The sequence below is a fragment of the Hymenobacter fodinae genome (assembly GCF_004745825.1).
Classification (GTDB): Bacteria; Bacteroidota; Bacteroidia; order Cytophagales; family Hymenobacteraceae; genus Hymenobacter; species Hymenobacter fodinae.
Window position 1 is genome coordinate 684,094 of the sequence record NZ_SRLA01000003.1, and the last position, 17,402, is coordinate 701,495.

Consider the following 17,402-nt stretch of genomic DNA (forward strand, 5'->3'; position numbering starts at 1 on the left):
CTTTGGCTGTTTCCGTGGTGAGTAGGGCCGACGCTAAGGGCGCATCACACCCCTCAATAAAATTAGCTTCTTGTAAGGCCGTCACTATTTGAGTTGCTAGCGCTGCGTTGGCAGTTTGTGGCGTGCTGGGATTCGTAGTGGCTTGAGACATCAGCGATTAAAAACAGGAAGCAAAATATTGGTTGATAATTGAGGTTCTCCGATAGTATTGCCAGTCCTGCAATTTGGGCATTGAAGATATTAAATCTGGCTTGAAAATCTTTGCTAGGGGTATGGTCCAATAGCATATTCAGTGTATGGAAGCAGTAACAACAGCCGTTATCGTCACGTCAGCATGGAGTTTTCTCGACTCGATAGGCATGAATCCGATTTCGTTAGCTCAAAAAGAAGCGGGTAAACGGGTCACGGATTATGTCAAGAATTTGCTTACGACCAAGCCTACCTATAAAAATCGGCTGGCATTCATTATTGAGCAGCTGCTCGCCGAGTACCGCGCAGAATACCAGGCGGCGACAGATGACCGGCGATTCTACTTTTTCCAATCGGCCTTCCTCTGGGAGACAGCCTTAACCTACGAGCTGTTCGAGCAGGACTCACCGCTCAGACCAGAAGACTTTCCTACGCTGCCGAATATGCGCCCGCCCACCGCCGAGCAACTCACGGAGTTTTCGGCCCGGCTGCGTGCTGCCATGAAAGCCGACAAGGAACTGGAAAAGCGTTTTCTCGAAGAGAATTATAAATCCATCACAGTGCATTTTGCCCTGTCGGCCCAGGGGCAGCTGCAGGAGGTGCTGGCGCACACGACCGAGCTGCTGACCCGCCCCGATGCCCAAAGCATTGGCCTGGTAAATGCCGTGCTCGATGCTATTGAGCGCGACGACTTGGCCGCCCACAAACCTGTTACGGCCCAACGCCAGCTATACAACATAGAACAGGTGGTGACCCGCCACCTCGCCGGTGAGCACGCGCTAGTGGCACGGCTGTATTTTTTGCTAGGCCGGGCGCATCAGGAGATGGGTGAAATAGACCAGGCCGACCAATTCATGCTGCGAGCCCACCTGCTGCAACCTGCCAACCTGCCTTACGCCGAGGAAGCGGCACGGGCATACGTCAGCCAAAAGCAACTGCCCGAAGCGCAAGCCGTCCTAGAAAAAATCGAGCGCCTCGACCCCCTCAACGCTCCCGCCGCTGCTGTCCGTCTTGCCCTGGGCAAACCAGATGAATTCGACCAGAATTTACGGGCAGTACCTGTGTTCATCGCGCAAAATGAGCGGTTTAAACTGATGGCCTTGGCTCTGCTAGTTGATGGCACGGCCAGCGGGTCAGTTATCGCAGAAAGGCTGCTGGAATCAGACTTCCAGTCTTACCGGCCCAGTGCCCATCTTACCCCCGAAAACCGACGCTTTCAGGCTACCCTGGCCCTGTTTGTCATCGAACGGGGGTTGCGGCAGATGTCACCAGTCATTGTTTTAAACGAGGCATCAGCGCTGTTGAGCAACCCCGATATGCATGCCGCTCATAAGGTATTGAAGCAATACACTGACCTGCTGCAGCCTACTGAAAAGTCCTCGGTGCTGACGCACTACCATTTCGTGCGGGGCGTGGCGGGCTGGGTGCTTCTGGGTGATATTACTGAGTACGACGAGCTGCGCCGCCGCTTCCCCAGCTTGTCGGCAGCAGAGCGGCAGCGCTATGCCAACCAGTTTGTCTTTGCTCTCTACCAGGCCAAGGAGTACGAAGCCGTGCTGGAAATAACTGCCCTACTTGATACCCGCGCTATACCTGAAGTAGGGTTTCTGCGCTATTCAGCGCTGCGACAGCTAAAACGACCGAAGGAGGAGGCCCGCGCCGCGCTGGGCCAGCACTTAGATGAGCTTGACCACTTGGACGATTTCGTGTTTTTCAGGGCACTGATTTACCTGGAGCACTGCGAGTCGGTGGCCGAACGACTGGCGTTTGTAGAAAAGAGCATCCAGCGGCAGCAAGTTTCGTCTGGGCTGCCGGCCTTGGTCCTGCAAGCCCAGGCGCTGGTAGCCGACCCAGACCAACAGGAAAAGGTAAAGCAACTGGGCCTTGGTTAAAAGTTTGGTACAAAAGTTAATCGGCGGCCTTGGCAGCGGCTGGCTTTCGGTGGGCGTGGATGACCACTTTACGGTGGCGTAAGTACTTATAAAGGGTAACCTTCGTTTTAGTGAACAAGCCAGCTGGCTATTTTTAGGATTTCCTTCCTGCTCCATGGCCCGCTACTTGTTTTTACTCGACGCGACCCAGCGCCGTGCCTTCGACCAGCCCCCTGTTTTCAATCCGCCCCAGCGGCAGCTCTTCTTTGCGTTGCCCGACTGGGCCACCCGGTCTCTGGCTACGCTGCTGGCCCCGCACAGCCGGGGCGGCTTCGTACTGCAGGTCGGCTACTTCAAGACGACGGGGTGCTTCTTTCCCGTGGACCGGTTCCTGGCGACTGACCAGGCGTACGTGCAGCAGCGTTACCACTTGGGAGCGGTGGAGTGGACGCGCTACGGCAAGGTCACCCGCTTTAACCACCAGCAGCAGATTCTGCAGCAATTCGGGGTTCCGCCCTTCGAGCAGGTCGAAGCCGCCGTGCGCCAGCAAGTGACGCATTTCGCCCGCCTATTAGGACCGCCTTTTTCCGTATCTATTCAGGCACTGTCCTGCCTGCTTTGGCTGAAATCATTTTCTCCGATGCTGACCCGAAGGCCCGTTGACCCGCTAAAAAGGCCATCCTGGAGGCCAGGCCAGCGCGGCGGCGGCGGGTTTCGCTACCTTTAAAGCGCATGAGTACGACCGCACGGCCCCTGGAACGGCAACTATCTCCGCCCCTGGTGAGCGGCTCCACCATTGCCCTGGCGTGGCTGCTGTTCAGCGGGTTCATGGTGCTGCTGATTTTTGTGCAGAACCTCTCGGCCGGCACGCCCACTGACTGGCGCGAGGCCCTGGGCGGGCGGCTGTTGCACGGCCTGATTTGGGGCCTGCTCACGCCAGTGGTGTTCGCCCTGGCGGCCCGCTTCAACCTCACCGAACGCCGGCACCGCCTCTGGCACCTGCTGGCCCACGCGGCGGCTAGCTACGTCCTGACCCTGGTGTACCGCCTGGGCTACGCCGCCGTGATGCACGGCAGCGGGGCCACGCCGGGCGGCTTCTCCCTGCATACCGTTGTGGCCAATGCCAACAACTGGGTGCCCATCTACTGGATGCTGCTGTGCATCGCCTACGCCGTGCAGTACCGCGAGCGGTACCGCGAAGGCCGGGTGCGGGCCGCCCAGCTCGAAACCCAGCTGGTGCAGGCCCAGCTGCAGGCCCTGAAAATGCAGCTTCAGCCGCACTTTCTCTTCAACTCGATGAACGCCGTCTCAGCCCTGATGACCCAGGACGTGAAGGCCGCCCGGCGCATGTTGGCCCAGCTCAGCCAGTTTCTGCGGCTGGTGCTGGAAGGCACCGACGAGCAGGAGGTGACCCTGGAACAGGAGCTGCGCCTCACGCGCCTCTACCTCGAAATCGAGCAAACCCGCTTCCCCGACCGGCTAGCCGTGCGCTACGACATCGCCCCCGATACCGAGGGCGCGCTGCTGCCTGCCCTGCTGCTGCAGCCGGTGGTGGAAAACGCCGTGCGCCACGGCCTGGCGCCCCGCGCCGGGGCCGGCGAGCTGGCCGTGCGGGCCGAAAAACAGGGCGACCGACTCGTGCTGCAAGTGCACGACAACGGCCAGGGCGCGGCCGATACCGCCGCCCGGGGCATCGGCCTGCGCAACCTGGAAAGCCGCCTGACTACGCTCTACGGCCCAGACTACGCCCTGGCGGTGGAGTCGGCCCCGGCGTGCGGCTACTGCCTGCGCCTGTCCATCCCGTTCCGGCTGGCAGCGGCCGGGGTTACGCATCTATCCGCATGAGGCCCATCCGCACGCTGCTGGTCGACGACGAGCCGCTGGCGCGCAGCCTGCTGCGGGAGCTGCTGGCCGATTTTCCGGCGCTGACCGTGACGGGCGAAGCCGCGAACGGCACCGAAGCCTTGGCCGCCCTGCAAACCGGCGCGTACGACGTCGTCTTTCTCGATGTGCAAATGCCCGACCTCGATGGCGTGCAGGTGCTGGGCCGGCTGCGGGAAGCCGGCCAGCCGCTCCCGCTGGTGGTGTTCGTGACGGCCTACGACCAGTACGCGGTGCAGGCCTTCGCGCTCCACGCTGTCGATTACCTGCTCAAACCGCTGGACCCCGACCGGTTTGCCGACTGCGTACGCCGGGTGCAGCAGCAGCTACGCCTGCGCCAGTACCAGGCCCGCGTCCCCGAGCTGGAGGCCCTGCTGCACAGCTGGACCGCCCCGGCAGCTGACTACCAGGACCAGTTCCTGGTGAAGCTGCCGGAGCGCAGCTTCTTCGTGCCGGCCGCCGAGGTGTGCTACTTCGAGGCCAGCGGCAACGGCGTGCAGCTACACGCGGCCGGCCGGCACTACCCGCTGCGCACGGCCCTGGGCCAGCTGGCCGAGCGGCTCGACCCGGCCGTGTTCCTGCGCATCCACCGCTCGTGCATCGTCAACCCGGCCCACATCGTGGACTTCAGGCACTGGTCGCACGGCGAGTACCTGTTTCGCATGGCCAACGGCCAGCACGTCACCTCCTCGCGCAGCTACAGCGCCGGCGTACAGCAGTTGCTCAAGCGATTTGCCTGAGCCGGCCCGGAACCTGGAAGGCCAGTTCACCCCGGGATAGGTCCAGTTGGCCCGTGTCGGGCGTTCATTTTTGGAAGTTGCCCGTTAGTGCACCAGCCCCCCACTCATGGGACGGCAACAGCGCACGACATGACCAAACCCTTCCTCTTTTTGCTGGCCTTCACCTTCGGCGGAGTCGCGACGGCCCGCGCCCAACACCATACCCCGGCTGGTACTACATCAATGCCGGGCACGACCCACTCCATGACGGGCATGACCGGCCTGAAGATGGACCACACAGCCGCGCCCGGCACCCCGGTCGCCGCCTTCCAGCACGGCATGGATTCGGTGATGGTGGTGATGGACGAGGGCATGCGCCGCATGGAGGGGGCCCGCCCCGACGACATCGACGCCAGCTTCGCGGCCATGATGCTGCCCCACCACCAGGGGGCCGTGGACATGGCCCGTCTGCAGTTGCTGTACGGCAAGGACCCCGCCCTGCGCCGCCTGGCCCAAAGCATCATCGCCGAGCAGCAGGTCGAGATTCAGCAGATGGCTGCCTGGCTGAAACAGCACCCCGTGGGCACGCAGAATCCTGGCAAATAGTACCTAATTCCGTTTAAACCGTCATGCTGAGCTTGTCGCAGCATCGCTACCGCTTCGTTGAAGAAGTGTTGATTAGTAAAGAGGTAGCGATGCTGCGACTTCGTTCAGCATGACGTTCTTTTTTCCCTATCCCATGAAATTCCCTCTCCTCCCCGGCCTGCTGCTCATTTCCAGCGTGGCGGCGGCTCAGGTCGTCAGCCACCGCGACCGGGTGTACACCGCCGACCAGATTTCCAACACCGTCTCGGTTATCGACCCCATGGATAACAAGCTGCTGGGCCAGATTATTCTGGGTAAGCCGCAGCCCGACTTGCTCTCGGCGCTCTACAAGGGGCAGGCGCTGGTACACGGCCTGGGTGCTTCGTCCGACCATAAGCTGCTGGCCGTGGTGTCGGTGGGCTCCAACAACGTGACCTTCATCGAAACGGCCACTAACGTCATCAAAGGCAGCGTGTACGTGGGGCGGGCCCCGCACGAGGCCACCTTCCGGCCCGATGGCAAGGAGGCCTGGATAACGGTGCGCGGCGAGGACTACCTATCGGTGATTGACGTGGCCACGATGCGCGAAACCCGCCGTGTGCCCGTGCCCAACGGCCCCGGCCAGATTGCCTTCAGCCCCGACGGCAAGCGCGCCTTTGTGTGCTCCAGCTTCTCGCCCGAGCTGGCCGTGGTGGACGTGGCCACTTACAAAGTCATCAAAAAGGTGCCGGTGGTGAGCCCCTTCTCGCCCAACATCTTCCCCACCAAAGACGGCCAGCAAATCTGGTTCACCCACAAGGATGTGGGCAAGGTATCGGTACTGGATACCAAGACGCTCACCATCAGCGGCGTGCTGACAACCGGCCCCGTCACCAACCACGTGGCCACGGTGGATGTGGCGGCCGGCAAGCTGGCCTACGTGACCGTAGGCGGCGAGGACGTAGTGAAGGTGTACAGCCGCGCCCCGGGCTTCAAGCAGCTGGCCACCATTCCGGTGGGGGCTAATCCGCACGGCATCTGGCCCTCGGGCGACGGCAGCCGGATGTACGTGGGCCTGGAAAACGGCGACTCCGCCGTGGCCATCAGCACGGCCAGCAACCGGGTGCTGGCCAAAATCAAGGTAGGCCAGGCCCCAATGGCGCTGATGTACGTGCCCAACGCCGTGCCTGCCGGCGCGGCCACAAACACCGGCCTCGGCCGGCAGCTGGTTGACCAGCCCGCCGTGGTGCGGACGCTCAAGCCGCCCACCGCTGGCCCCGCCACCGGCACCATGACGCTGCGCTCGGAAGGGCTGGTGGATTTGGCCACCTTCGCCCTGCGCGGCCTGACGCCGAACACCGACTACGACATCTTCCTGACCAGCGGCACCAAAGCGCCCTACGCGCGCGACTACGCCCTGACCACCGTGCGCACCGATGCCAAAGGCGGGGCCATGGGCCAGGCCCTGGGGCCGGTGCAGCGCATCGCGGGCGGCGAGTTGAACCCAGCGGGCAAAAAGTTTTCGCGGGTAATCGTCGCACCCAAAACCACTGACGGTGAACCCGCTTTACTGGCCGAATAGTCCGGCTTAGACTGGGCGGCAAAACCAGCATTTCATCCCTCCATGCGCATCACTACCTTATCCACCTGGGCCCTGGCAGCCACGCTGTTGCTCGGGGCCTGCTCGAAAAAGAACAGCGAGGAAACCGAGCCCGACATGGTCATTCCGCCCGACCCCGGCCCCATCGCAGCCAGCGCCGCCGACCGGGTGTACCTGGCCGACCAGTCATCGAACACGGTGTCGGTGCACGACCCGAGCACCAACCGGCTGCTGGGCGTGATTCGCTTGGGCAAGGGCCGGCCCGAGTTTCTGAGCCCGCTCTACGACATGGAGTCCAACGTGCACGGGCTGGGGGTGTCGCCCGATGGCAAGACGCTGGGCGTGATTGCCACCCTCACCAACGCGGTGATTTTTATCGACCTAGCCACCAACACCGTCAAGGGCAAGGTATACGTGGACCGCAACCCCCACGAGGGCTTTTTCACGCCCGACGGCAGACAGTTCTGGGTGGCGGTGCGCGGCAAGGATTACGTGACGGTGATTGACGTGGAGAAAATGCAGGTGGTGAAAAACATTGCCACCGAGCACGAGCCGAGCATGGTCGTGTTCCGGCCCGATGGCAAAGTGGCCTTCGTGGACCACTCCGAAACCGCTACGCTCGACGTAATTGATGTGAAGAAGCGCGAGGTCATTGCCCGGGTGCCGGTGGTGAGCAAGTTCTCGCCCAACCTGGTGGTGACCGAGGACGGCCAGCAGGTCTGGATGACCCACAAAGACGTGGGCAAGGTGACCGTGGTGAACGCCCAGACCTACGCCGTGGAAGGCGTGATTGACACCGGCCCCGGCACCAACCATGTGAACATGGCCGGCCCCGGCGGCGGCACCCGCTTCAGCGGGGCCAGCGCCGGCGACTTCGCTTACGTAACCGTGGGCGGCGAAAACGCGGTGAAGGTGTATTCGCGCCAGCGCCAGCTGCTGGCCACTATCCCGGTGGGGGCCAACCCGCACGGTGTGTGGCCCAACGGCGACGGCAGCAAGCTCTACGTGGGCCTGGAAAACGGCGACGCGCTGGTCAGCATCGACACCAAAACCAACACCAAGCTCACCGAAACCGGCAGCGGCCAGGCCCCGCAGGCCCTGCTCTACGTGGTGAAAGCCGGCGGTGGCAGCCCCGGCGCCAGTGGGCTGGAAGCCTTCACGCCGGTGACGCCGGTGAACATCCGCCTGGTGCCCGTGGGTACGCAGCCGGTGCCCGGCGTGGGCGGCGGGGCCACCATCCGCCCCACCGAAGACCTCGACGAAATGGTACTGGCCCTCAAGCAGCTGGCCGCCAACACCACCTACACCCTGTACCTGTCGGACAGCAAAACCGCATTGGTGGCCCCGGAGCCGGTCATTTCCTTCAAAACCGATGATGGTGGCGCAGTCGAAGTCAACGCCTACTACCAGATTCGGCTGCGGCTGGCAGGCCGGTTCGCCGTGGTGGTGCTCGGCGACAAAAACCCGGCCGGCGCGGTCACGCTCACGCAGCCGTAAGCCGGCTGCTGACCAAGAAGGCCCCTGGTGCATGTCGCATCAGGGGCTTTTTTAGGGGCGCAAACGCTTTTGCTTCGGGTAGCACCGGGGTTTTTTGTTGCTCAACTACCTTCGCCGCTTGCTAGCTGGCAGGCCGCCAATTCCCGGCAATGGGCCCGAAAGCGCAGCAGCCCGACCGTCAGCACCAGCCCCGCCACCGCCAGCGCGGAGTAACCCAACCGGCCGCCCCGCTCGGGGTGAAACTGAAGGAGCGCCAGCCCGAAGCCCACCAGCGCCAGGCTGGTGCGCACGTAGGTGAGCAAAGTGCGCTCATTGGCCAGCCGGGTCCGTTGCAGGGCCAGCCGGTCCGAGAGGGCGAGTGGGTTGGTGGGGGGGGGTAGCGGCATAAGGGAGTAGGCTACGGGAGGGTAATGGCATCGCCCGGTTCGGCCAGCCGGTGAAACACGATGCCGTGCTTCTCAAAATACGGCCCGTAGTTCTCGTAGCGCTGCTGGATGAAGAAGGGCTTGAGGTAGCCGTCGTGTACGGGCAAAATTTGCCTGGGACGCATTTTCAGGGCGAAATCGGCCACCACCAGCTCCGTGAGAAAAGGCGCGGTGACGGGCAGCAGGAGCATTTCCACCCCCGCGAAGGGCAACAAATTGTTAGCAAAAGAGTCGGCGGGATTTAGCACCTTGCCATTCACCAGCCAGGCGGTCATTTGCGGCAAGGGGCTGTCGAGAATGGCCTCGTGCTGCACCGGAAGGGCCAGCAGCTGAAACACGCCCAAGTCTAGGCGACCTTCCTCGTGGATTTGCACCGTGAGGCCGTGCGCTTTCAGTTCGGTTGCCACCTCGCGGTTAGAGATGATAATGACCTGACGCAGGGCCACGATTTTCTGAAGCGCCGCCACGTCGAGGTGGTCGGGGTGGTTGTGGGTGATGATGATGACCGATACGTCTTTGAAAACCTCGGGGTGCACCAAGCCTTCGATGAAGGAAAACTTGCCCGGGTCGAAAAGAATCTGTTGGCCGTCGAGTTCGAACAGCAAACAGGAATGAATGTATTTGGTGATGCGCATGGCATTGAAAATGAGGTTGTTCTAGCTGCTTCGGTAGTCCAACTTCCTCCGTGCGCTTTGCGCTATACCGTGTGCAGAATCACGTAGAGCGAGCCAGTCGAAATCACCAACCAGAGCAGGATGCCCAGCACGTAGGGCTTGATGCCCACCGAGCGCACCACCTTGGCCGACAGGCCCGCGCCGATGAAAAACAGCGTCACCGTGAGGCCGATTTTGGCCAGGTTCACCATCACCGGGCCCAGGGGCTTGGCGGCGGGCACGAAGGTGTTGAGCAGCATGGCGGCGATGAAGCCGAAGATGAAATAGGGAATTTTCACCTTGACGCCCTTCTGCTTGAAAATCATGGCCGTGCCAATGGAAATCGGGATAATCCACAGGGCCCGGGCCAGCTTCACGGTGGTGGCTACTTCCAGGGCTTTATTGCCGTAGGCGGCCGCCGCGCCCACCACCGAACTGGTGTCGTGGATGGCAATGGCGCACCAAAGGCCGAACTGGTTCTGAGTCATGGCCAGCGCGTGGCCGATGGGCGGGAAGGCAAACAGGGCCAGCGCGTTGAGCACGAACACCGTGCCCAGGGCCACCGACATCTCCTCGTCCTTGGCCCGCAGCACCGGCCCGATGGCCGCGATGGCCGAGCCGCCGCAAATGGCGGTGCCGCACGAAATCAGATGCACCACGTGCCGGCCCAGCCCCAACCACCGGCCCACCACCAGGCCCAGCAGCAGCGTGCCGAAGATGGACACCACCGTGAACAGGATGCCCTCCTTGCCGGCCTGCACCGCCGCGTGGGCGTTCATGCCGAAGCCCAGCCCGATAACCGAGAACTGCAGCAGCTTGGCCGTGGCCTTTTTGGTTTGGGTAGTGAAGGGGTTGCCGATGGTCTGGGCCAGCACCAAGCCCAGGGCCAGGGCAATGGGCGGCGAGGCCCAGGGCGTGAGGCAGAACACGAAGAACAGCACGAACACCACCTGCTTCAGGGTGAAATCCTGCCCGAACAGCACGCGGGGCGTGTGCAGGTGGCGGAAGAAGCCGGTGGTTTCGTTGAATTCAGGAGCGGCCGGTTCCTGCGCCGGAGCGGGAGCGAGCGGCGAATCAGGGGCTTGCGGAGTTGCGGAATGAACCGGGAGTGCCATGAGCGGGAGGGGGTTGTTTCTGAGGCAAATATACGGCGACCCCTACGCAAAGGATTATCCAATCGTGTTATCCTGCATAACCAAAAGTTATTTATAGAATAGCTGATTTTTGCATTCCCGCCAGTCTTGAGCCGCCCGGATGGCCGTGGCAGCAGTTGTTACGGCACCGGCAGACCTGTGCCATCGCCAATCTGCCGTTGGACGAACCACCCGGTTCACCTCCTGCTGTATAAGTACAGCCGCTGCCAGCTGACACCGAATGGTTATCCGGCATCGCCAGCCTTTATTTGGCCCCCTTGAATTGCCCCTGCACGAAGCTCAGAAACCGCTGGGCCGGCCGGGCCAGCACCTGTCCCTGCACCCAGAGTGCCTCGAACTGCCGGGCCAGGTGCAGCCCTTTGATGGGCACGATTTCGAGCAGTCCAGCCGCCAGCTCGCGGTCCAGGGCCCGGCGCGACACGAATCCCAGGGCCGCCGGCGCGGCTTCGAGGTAGCGCTTGATGGCTTCCGTATTGTCCAGGTAAAGGGCTACGGAAAGGCTGCTGAGCTTAATGTGCTGCGCCCGCAGAGCAAATTCGAGAATTTCCAGCGTGCCCGAGCCCCGCTCGCGCAACACCAGCGGGTGGGCCAGGGCCTCGGCCAAGGACAGCGGCGTGGCGAGCGGGGAACCGGGCGCGACGCGGCGCACGGCCACCAACTCGTCGGGCAGCAACGGCTCGTAGTGCAGGTCGTGGCTTTTGGTGCGGCCTTCTACAAAGCCCAAATCCAGCTCGCCGCGTAGTAGGGCATCGGCAATGCGCTCGGAATTGGCGTTCAGGAACGAGAGCTGCACCTGCGGGTAGCGGGCCTGAAAGGCGGGCAGCAACCCCGGCAGCACGTACTGGGCCAAGGTGGTGCTGGCCCCCAGGCGCAGGCGGCCGGCGGCCTCTTCGGGGTCACGCAGGGCCAGGAGCTGGTCTTCGAGCTGCTGCTGGGCGGCGGCGGCGGCATCGGCGTGGGCGTGCAGCAGGCGGCCGGCCTCGGTGAGGCTCACGCGGTTGCCGCGCCGCTCCAACAGGCGCTGGCCGTACTGGGCTTCCAGCTCACGAATGTGCTTGGTGACGGCCGGCTGGCTCACAAACAGCTCCTGCCCGGCCTTGGTAAAGCTCAGATGCCGGGCCACGGTGGCAAATACGCGCAGACGAAAATCGGACATGGCGGCAAGGTAGGCAGTTTGCTATAACCTCGGGGCGGACCCTCCCCGCTCATTTCGGGCACTCATCCGCCCACCCTGCCAACGCCGCTTACCGAACCAGCTTCTCCAGCGCGGCCTTGAACTCGGGGGTGTAGTACGCGGCCATGCCGTCGTGGCAGGTGACCACCTGGCCGTCGGGGCCGATGATGACGGTGGCAAGAATGGAGTTGGAATCGAATGGGGCAGGCACTTCGGCTTTTCAGAGGCCGATATAGTACAGCGAGGCGAGGCCCAGCGAAAGCCTGACGAAGCGGATACTACCTTCCCAAGGCGCTGGTTTACGCCGAGGTGCAGCAGGTTGATAGACACGAAGTAGGCGAGAAATTGGTCGGACGCATTTCGGAGTGGCAGACACAGGTGTTTCGGTGCGCCGGGCGGAGCCGTGCCGGCCGCCTCCCTTACCATCCAGACCAAACTCCTTATCTCTCCCTCAATGGTCTACACTCCGTCGGCGAGGTACGGCGTACGCTGGCGCAGTACCAGCAACGGCTCAAGTTACGGCCAACCAAATGAGTGTAGTAAGCAGGTATAGGGTAACCAGAGCGTGACGCTGACGCAGCAGCATTAGCACAGCTTACTGCCCAACGTCCGTTCTAGGCTGTGTGGACATCTAGCGCATCCAGTCGAGTGCGGCGAGCAGGTGGGCCACGGCTAAAAAGGAGGAGGCGGTTTTCTCGTAGCGGGTGGCAAAACCTCGGGCTTCTTTGAGCCGGCCAAAGAACCGTTCGACCTTGTTGCGGTCGGCGTAGAGGTTGTCGTCGTAGCCGCGTTGGTCCAGCCGGGTCGCTTTGGGGGGGATGACGGCTTCTGCCTGCTGCTGGGCCAGCGTGTCCAACACGGCGTTGGTGTCGTAGGCTTTGTCGGCCACTACCGCGCCGGGCGACTCGGGCAGCGCGGCCAGCAAGACAGGCAGTTGGGGGCTGTCGGCCGCTTGGCCCGGCGTCAGGACCAGGTGCAGGCCGTTACCCAGCGCGTCCACCACCGCGTGCACTTTGGTGCAGAAGCCGCCGCGTGAGCGGCCTAGCGCTTCGGCTGCGGGCGTGCTTTTTTTTGGCCGGCCGCCGCTTTGTGGGCCTTGGCCGTGGTCGAATCGATGAGCACCCAGGCGTAATCCGGCTCCTGCACGGCCTGAAACAGGGCCTCCCACACGCCCGCCTGCGCCCAGCGGCGGAAGCGCCGCGCCGCCGTGTTCCACGGCCCAAATCGTTCTGGCAAGTCGCGCCAAGCCACCCCGGTACGTACTCTGTACAGCACGGCGTTGACAAACAGGCGGTTGTCGCGACCCGTACCCAGACGCCCCAACGTGTGGGGCTCGACTACTTTCCATTCGCGTTCGGTTAATTCGTGACGGCGCATGGGGCAAAACTACGGCCCACGCTGTCCACAGACTCTAGGCCACTCCTAATAATCCTCGACGAGTATATAATATAAACATAATTTAAACTCGTCTTTTACGCATCCAATAAAAACCTCTTTTCTTTACTCCCGTTCTCAGAACCCTATTCTTTCAACCACCTGTTATGGCGCTTACCTCCGAAATCCAACAGAAGATCAATAACTGGCTGACCGACAGCTACGATGCGACCACTCACGCTGAAATCCGCGAGATGGTAGCCCAAAATCAGGAGGACTTCCTGAACGACGCATTCTACCGGAATCTGGAATTTGGGACGGGTGGACTACGCGGCATCATGGGCGCGGGCTCAAACCGCATGAACCGCTACACCCTCGGTATGGCCACGCAAGGGCTCTGCAATTACCTGCTGCAGGAGTTTCCGGGCCAGGAAATTAAAGTGGCCATTGCCCACGACTCGCGCAATAACAGCCAGGAGTTTGCTCGCATTGCGGCTGGTATCTTCTCGGCCAACGGCATCACGGTGTACTTGTTTGAGGCGCTGCGTCCTACCCCTGAGCTGTCGTTTGCTATTCGCCAGTTGGGTTGCCAGAGCGGCTGCGTAGTAACTGCTTCGCACAACCCCAAGGAGTACAACGGCTTCAAGGTGTACTGGAACGATGGCGCCCAGGTAGTAGCTCCCCACGACAAGAACATTATTGAGAAGGTAAACGCCATTCACTCCGTGGCGGAGGTGAAGTTCCAGGCCGATGAGTCGCGCATTCACCTGATTGGGGCTGATCTTGATGCCGCATACCTTGCCAAGGTGAAGGAGCTGAGCATCAATCCCGAAGCCATTCAGCGCCAGCACGACCTGAAGATTGTGTACACGCCGCTGCACGGCACGGGTATTACGCTGGTGCCGAAGGCACTGGCACAATTGGGCTTCACCAATGTGCACATCGTAGAGGCCCAGGCCACCCCCGACGGCAACTTCCCCACGGTACAGTCGCCGAACCCCGAGGAAAAAGTAGCCATGCAGATGGCGCTGGATCAGGCCAAAGCCCTGGATGCCGACCTTGTTATTGCCACTGACCCCGACGCCGACCGTGTAGGTATTGCCGTAAAAAACACGCACGGTGAGTGGGTACTGGTGAACGGCAACCAAACCGCCGCCCTGCTCACTCACTATTTGCTCTCGGCCCGTAAGGCCGCCGGCAAAATGACGGAGACGGACTTCATTGTGTACACCATTGTTACCAGCGACGTGCTCGGTGATATTGCCCGCGCCAATGGCGTAACGGCCTACCAGACCCTGACGGGCTTTAAATACATTGCCGGCATCATCCGCGACCTGGAAGGGCAAGCTAACTACATTGGAGGCGGCGAGGAAAGCTACGGCTACATGATTGGCTCTTTCGTGCGCGACAAAGACGCTATTTCCGCTTGCGTAATGCTGGCCGAAATGGCAGCCGTAGCCAAGAACAATGGCCACACGCTGTACCAAGAAATGGTGCACATGTACGTGAAGTACGGCTTCTACAAAGAGCACCTGATTTCGCTGACCAAGAAAGGCCAGCGCGGCGCCGAGGAAATTCAGGAAATGATGCGCGACCTACGTGCCAACCCGCCAGCTACCATTGCTGGCCTGCTCGTAGTTGAGTTACGCGACTACAAAACCGGCAAGATCCGGGACCTGCGCACTGGCCTAGAATCGGAGACTGGCCTAGAGAGCAGCAACGTGCTTCAGTTTATCCTAGAAGACGGCAGCAAAATATCGGCCCGCCCCAGCGGCACCGAGCCCAAAATCAAGTTCTACTTCAGCGTGCGCCAACCCTTGGCCTCAGAAGTAGATTTTGAGTTAGCTGACCGGCTGGCCGGCGAGAAAATCCAGCGCATTATCGACGATATGCAGCTAAAGTAATCAGGAACTACTTGTGTTCTTTGCACAGCCCAGCCTATTGTGAAGGCTGGGCTGTTCTTGTATAACTAAAGCTACGTGTATAAGATTTCTACTCTTACAAATGGTGTCTCTAAACCACAACTAGGTACATCAACACTAGTAATTGAAGGCCCCAATATTGTAAAAGCTGCTTTCTACACAGTAGCAGGGGTTGCCTTACTATATCATAGCCTCTACGTTTTTGGTGTCATAAGCTTAGCTATTGCTGTATTTGCAATTACGACTAATAAAGGCATTGAACTGGACCTTACATCTCGTCACTACCGATTGTTTACCTCATCACTTGGCATCAGAATGGGTGACTGGGAAACCATTCCGGCAGTCCAACATATTACGATGAAGTACTTTTCGGACTTGGTCACGTTTGGCAGACCAGGCCGTATGCGTATAGATAAAGACCAGCGTTATTTAGTCATGTTCTCCATCTTAAATTCGACGGAAGGAGTCATACTGCACAAATTCCAGAAGTACGATTCTGCCTTAAAGCTAGCTCGCTTTCTAGCTGATGCACTTTCCGTAGAGGTAAAGCTTTATGACCACTTTTAGGCCTACAGTAAGAAGAGCTTGAATTTGCTATTCCCGGCGTCGTTCATCCTTGGTCCCTAGGATAAACAAAATCAGAAGCAGAAAGGCGGCAATGCCTAAACTATACCACGTAACCAACGGCAGGCCGCGGAAGTAGCGCATCTGGCCCGGTGGGTAGTGGCCTAGCAGGCTCAGGCCGGCAAACACAATCATGGCCACTGAAATAGCCGCCAGAATCGAGCGGCTTACTAGCTGGTCGGCTTTGCGAAGCAGTAATTGGTAGCCACTTAGCTCTACGCGCACGCGTAGGTCACCGCGCGAGATTTTGCGCATGATCTGGCGCAGGTCGGTGGGTAGAGTTTGCAGCAGGGCCAGCAGTTGGGCACCGGTATATTGGGCTTCACTCAGCACGTTTTCAGGCGAATACTGCTCCGCGATGATGCGGGCGCCGTAAGGCCGTACGAAGTCGAAGGTATTGAAGCTGGGGTGCAGCACTTTACCAATGCCTTCAAGAATTACGAGGGCCCGCAGAATCAGGAATACCGCGCCGGGCACCTGCAGCTTGTAGCGGTAAATAATGCCCTGCAGCGCATCGGCCAAATCCGACATGCTCATCTCCTTCACGTCGAGGCTGGCAAAGTCGTCAATGAGTTGAGCCAGGTCGCTCTCGAAGGCCCGCATATCGGGTATCTCAGACGTCAGAGCCAAGCGACGGAAGTTCAGGGCCATGCTGCGCGCATCTTGCCGTGCCATTCCAATAAACACCCCGGCAAAAGCATACTTCTGCTGCTTAGTGAGGCGGCCGACCATTCCAAAATCAATAAGGACTATGGTGCCATCGGGGCGCACTAGTACGTTGCCGGGGTGCGGATCGGCGTGGAAGGCTCCAAACTCAAAAATCTGGGTCAGGTAGATGTCCATGCCGGTTTCCGCGACCTTCTCCGGACTCAGGCCCCAGTCCAGCAGTTGGGTCTTGTCGGTGATTTTGCAGCCGCTTACAAACTCAATCACCAGGATTTTGCTGGTGCTGATTTCGCGGTAAGGCTTAGGGATGTAGAAGGTTTCGTAGGCCTCGTATAGCTTGCGGAACTGCTCCATGCTACGGGCCTCGGAGGTGTAATCGAGCTCCTTGGTCATGCTCCGCTCGAAGGCATCCACGATGTCCTGTGGGTTGGCCAGGCCCTGCTTGCGCAGGAAGGGCGCCGTTAGGCTTACGAGTTCGCGCAGCAGGCTGAGGTCGGTGCGCACTTTCTCCTGCACGTCGGGGCGCTGTACTTTCACTACTACCTCCTCCCCCGTCATGAGGCGGGCGCGGTGTACCTGCCCGATGCTGGCCGAGCCCAGCGTTTCCTCATCAAATTCCAGAAATACTTCCTCCAACGGCTGGCCTAATTCCTGCTCAATGATGCGGCGGGCCTGCGCCACCGGAAAAGGCGGTACGTTGCTCTGCAGCTTCTCAAATTCATCAATGAGGGGTTGCGGGAGTAAGTCGGCGCGGTTGCTTAGCGCTTGGGCCAGCTTGATAAACGTGGGCCCGAGCTCCTCAATGATCATCCGGATGCGTTGCCAGCGCGTGGTTTCAAACACTGGGTATTCCCCCTCCTGCCACGACTTACGTCGGCTTTTAGGTACCAGCCGCCGTAGTGCCGTGCTGGTAACTACATCCTCAAAGCCGTAGCGAATAAGCACCTCCGCTACCTGCCGGATGCGCGCGAGGTTGGAAATCGTGTTTTTAAACATGCTCTGCAAAATCGGAATAAAACCCGGACCTCCCGCTACTCAGTAAGCAAGGCAATTAGTCTTGATAGGCTAGCGGCGCTTCTTGTGCAATTT

Annotated in this window: 15 protein-coding genes and 1 pseudogene; 9 read left to right on the forward strand and 7 right to left on the reverse strand. The window is 60.6% G+C overall.

The window, feature by feature from the left end:
- Positions 1 to 359: 359 nt before the first annotated feature.
- From EU556_RS16700 to EU556_RS16730, 7 genes are all read left to right on the forward strand, one after another.
- Positions 360 to 2,081 (forward strand): tetratricopeptide repeat protein, encoded by a 1,722-nt coding sequence (locus tag EU556_RS16700; RefSeq protein ID WP_167855609.1) that lies wholly within the window; start codon positions 360 to 362, stop codon positions 2,079 to 2,081.
- A gap of 154 nt (positions 2,082 to 2,235) precedes the next feature.
- On the forward strand, positions 2,236 to 2,787 hold the full coding sequence (locus EU556_RS16705; RefSeq protein ID WP_044518448.1) for a DUF4158 domain-containing protein: 552 nt from the start codon (positions 2,236 to 2,238) through the stop codon (positions 2,785 to 2,787).
- Positions 2,788 to 2,792: 5 nt separating this feature from the next.
- On the forward strand, positions 2,793 to 3,905 hold the full coding sequence (locus tag EU556_RS16710; RefSeq protein WP_082017271.1) for a sensor histidine kinase: 1,113 nt from the start codon (positions 2,793 to 2,795) through the stop codon (positions 3,903 to 3,905).
- Positions 3,902 to 4,681: a LytR/AlgR family response regulator transcription factor gene (locus tag EU556_RS16715; protein WP_044518450.1), complete on the forward strand. Its 780-nt coding sequence runs from the start codon at positions 3,902 to 3,904 to the stop codon at positions 4,679 to 4,681. Before EU556_RS16710 ends, EU556_RS16715 begins: the two co-directional genes overlap by 4 nt.
- A 129-nt stretch (positions 4,682 to 4,810) precedes the next feature.
- Positions 4,811 to 5,266, forward strand: coding sequence for a DUF305 domain-containing protein (locus EU556_RS16720; protein ID WP_065814192.1), 456 nt, complete (start codon positions 4,811 to 4,813; stop codon positions 5,264 to 5,266).
- A 133-nt stretch (positions 5,267 to 5,399) separates the two neighbouring features.
- Entirely contained in the window at positions 5,400 to 6,806 is a 1,407-nt protein-coding gene (locus EU556_RS16725) for a YncE family protein (RefSeq protein WP_044518525.1), read from the forward strand.
- A gap of 42 nt (positions 6,807 to 6,848) precedes the next feature.
- A complete protein-coding gene (locus EU556_RS16730) occupies positions 6,849 to 8,321 on the forward strand; it encodes a YVTN family beta-propeller repeat protein (RefSeq protein ID WP_084549015.1) in 1,473 nt (490 codons plus the stop codon).
- A 101-nt stretch (positions 8,322 to 8,422) separates the two neighbouring features.
- Here EU556_RS16730 and EU556_RS16735 read toward each other — a convergent pair whose 3' ends face one another.
- From EU556_RS16735 to EU556_RS16760, 6 genes and pseudogenes are all read right to left on the reverse strand, one after another.
- The gene (locus EU556_RS16735; RefSeq protein WP_073285404.1) at positions 8,423 to 8,707 is read right to left on the reverse strand and encodes a DUF202 domain-containing protein; all 285 of its coding nucleotides are present in this window, start codon (positions 8,705 to 8,707) and stop codon (positions 8,423 to 8,425) included.
- Between the two features lie 11 nt (positions 8,708 to 8,718).
- Positions 8,719 to 9,381 (reverse strand): MBL fold metallo-hydrolase, encoded by a 663-nt coding sequence (locus EU556_RS16740; RefSeq protein WP_073285406.1) that lies wholly within the window; start codon positions 9,379 to 9,381, stop codon positions 8,719 to 8,721.
- A gap of 62 nt (positions 9,382 to 9,443) precedes the next feature.
- Positions 9,444 to 10,514, reverse strand: a complete 1,071-nt coding sequence (locus tag EU556_RS16745; protein WP_230687945.1) for a YeiH family protein — start codon at positions 10,512 to 10,514, stop codon at positions 9,444 to 9,446.
- A gap of 283 nt (positions 10,515 to 10,797) precedes the next feature.
- A complete protein-coding gene (locus EU556_RS16750; protein WP_073285409.1) occupies positions 10,798 to 11,709 on the reverse strand; it encodes a LysR substrate-binding domain-containing protein in 912 nt (303 codons plus the stop codon).
- A gap of 88 nt (positions 11,710 to 11,797) precedes the next feature.
- Entirely contained in the window at positions 11,798 to 11,938 is a 141-nt protein-coding gene (locus tag EU556_RS16755; protein ID WP_179225616.1) for a hypothetical protein, read from the reverse strand.
- Positions 11,939 to 12,358: 420 nt separating this feature from the next.
- Positions 12,359 to 13,104 (reverse strand): annotated as a pseudogene (locus tag EU556_RS16760) (IS5 family transposase).
- Between the two features lie 164 nt (positions 13,105 to 13,268).
- Between EU556_RS16760 and EU556_RS16765 the strand changes: the two are divergent.
- Positions 13,269 to 15,005: a phospho-sugar mutase gene (locus EU556_RS16765; protein ID WP_135435266.1), complete on the forward strand. Its 1,737-nt coding sequence runs from the start codon at positions 13,269 to 13,271 to the stop codon at positions 15,003 to 15,005.
- Between the two features lie 75 nt (positions 15,006 to 15,080).
- Positions 15,081 to 15,590, forward strand: coding sequence for a hypothetical protein (locus EU556_RS16770; protein WP_135435267.1), 510 nt, complete (start codon positions 15,081 to 15,083; stop codon positions 15,588 to 15,590).
- A 27-nt stretch (positions 15,591 to 15,617) separates the two neighbouring features.
- Here the strand turns inward: EU556_RS16770 and EU556_RS16775 are convergent, their stop codons facing one another.
- Positions 15,618 to 17,309: an ABC1 kinase family protein gene (locus EU556_RS16775; protein WP_135435268.1), complete on the reverse strand. Its 1,692-nt coding sequence runs from the start codon at positions 17,307 to 17,309 to the stop codon at positions 15,618 to 15,620.
- Positions 17,310 to 17,402 lie beyond the last annotated feature (93 nt).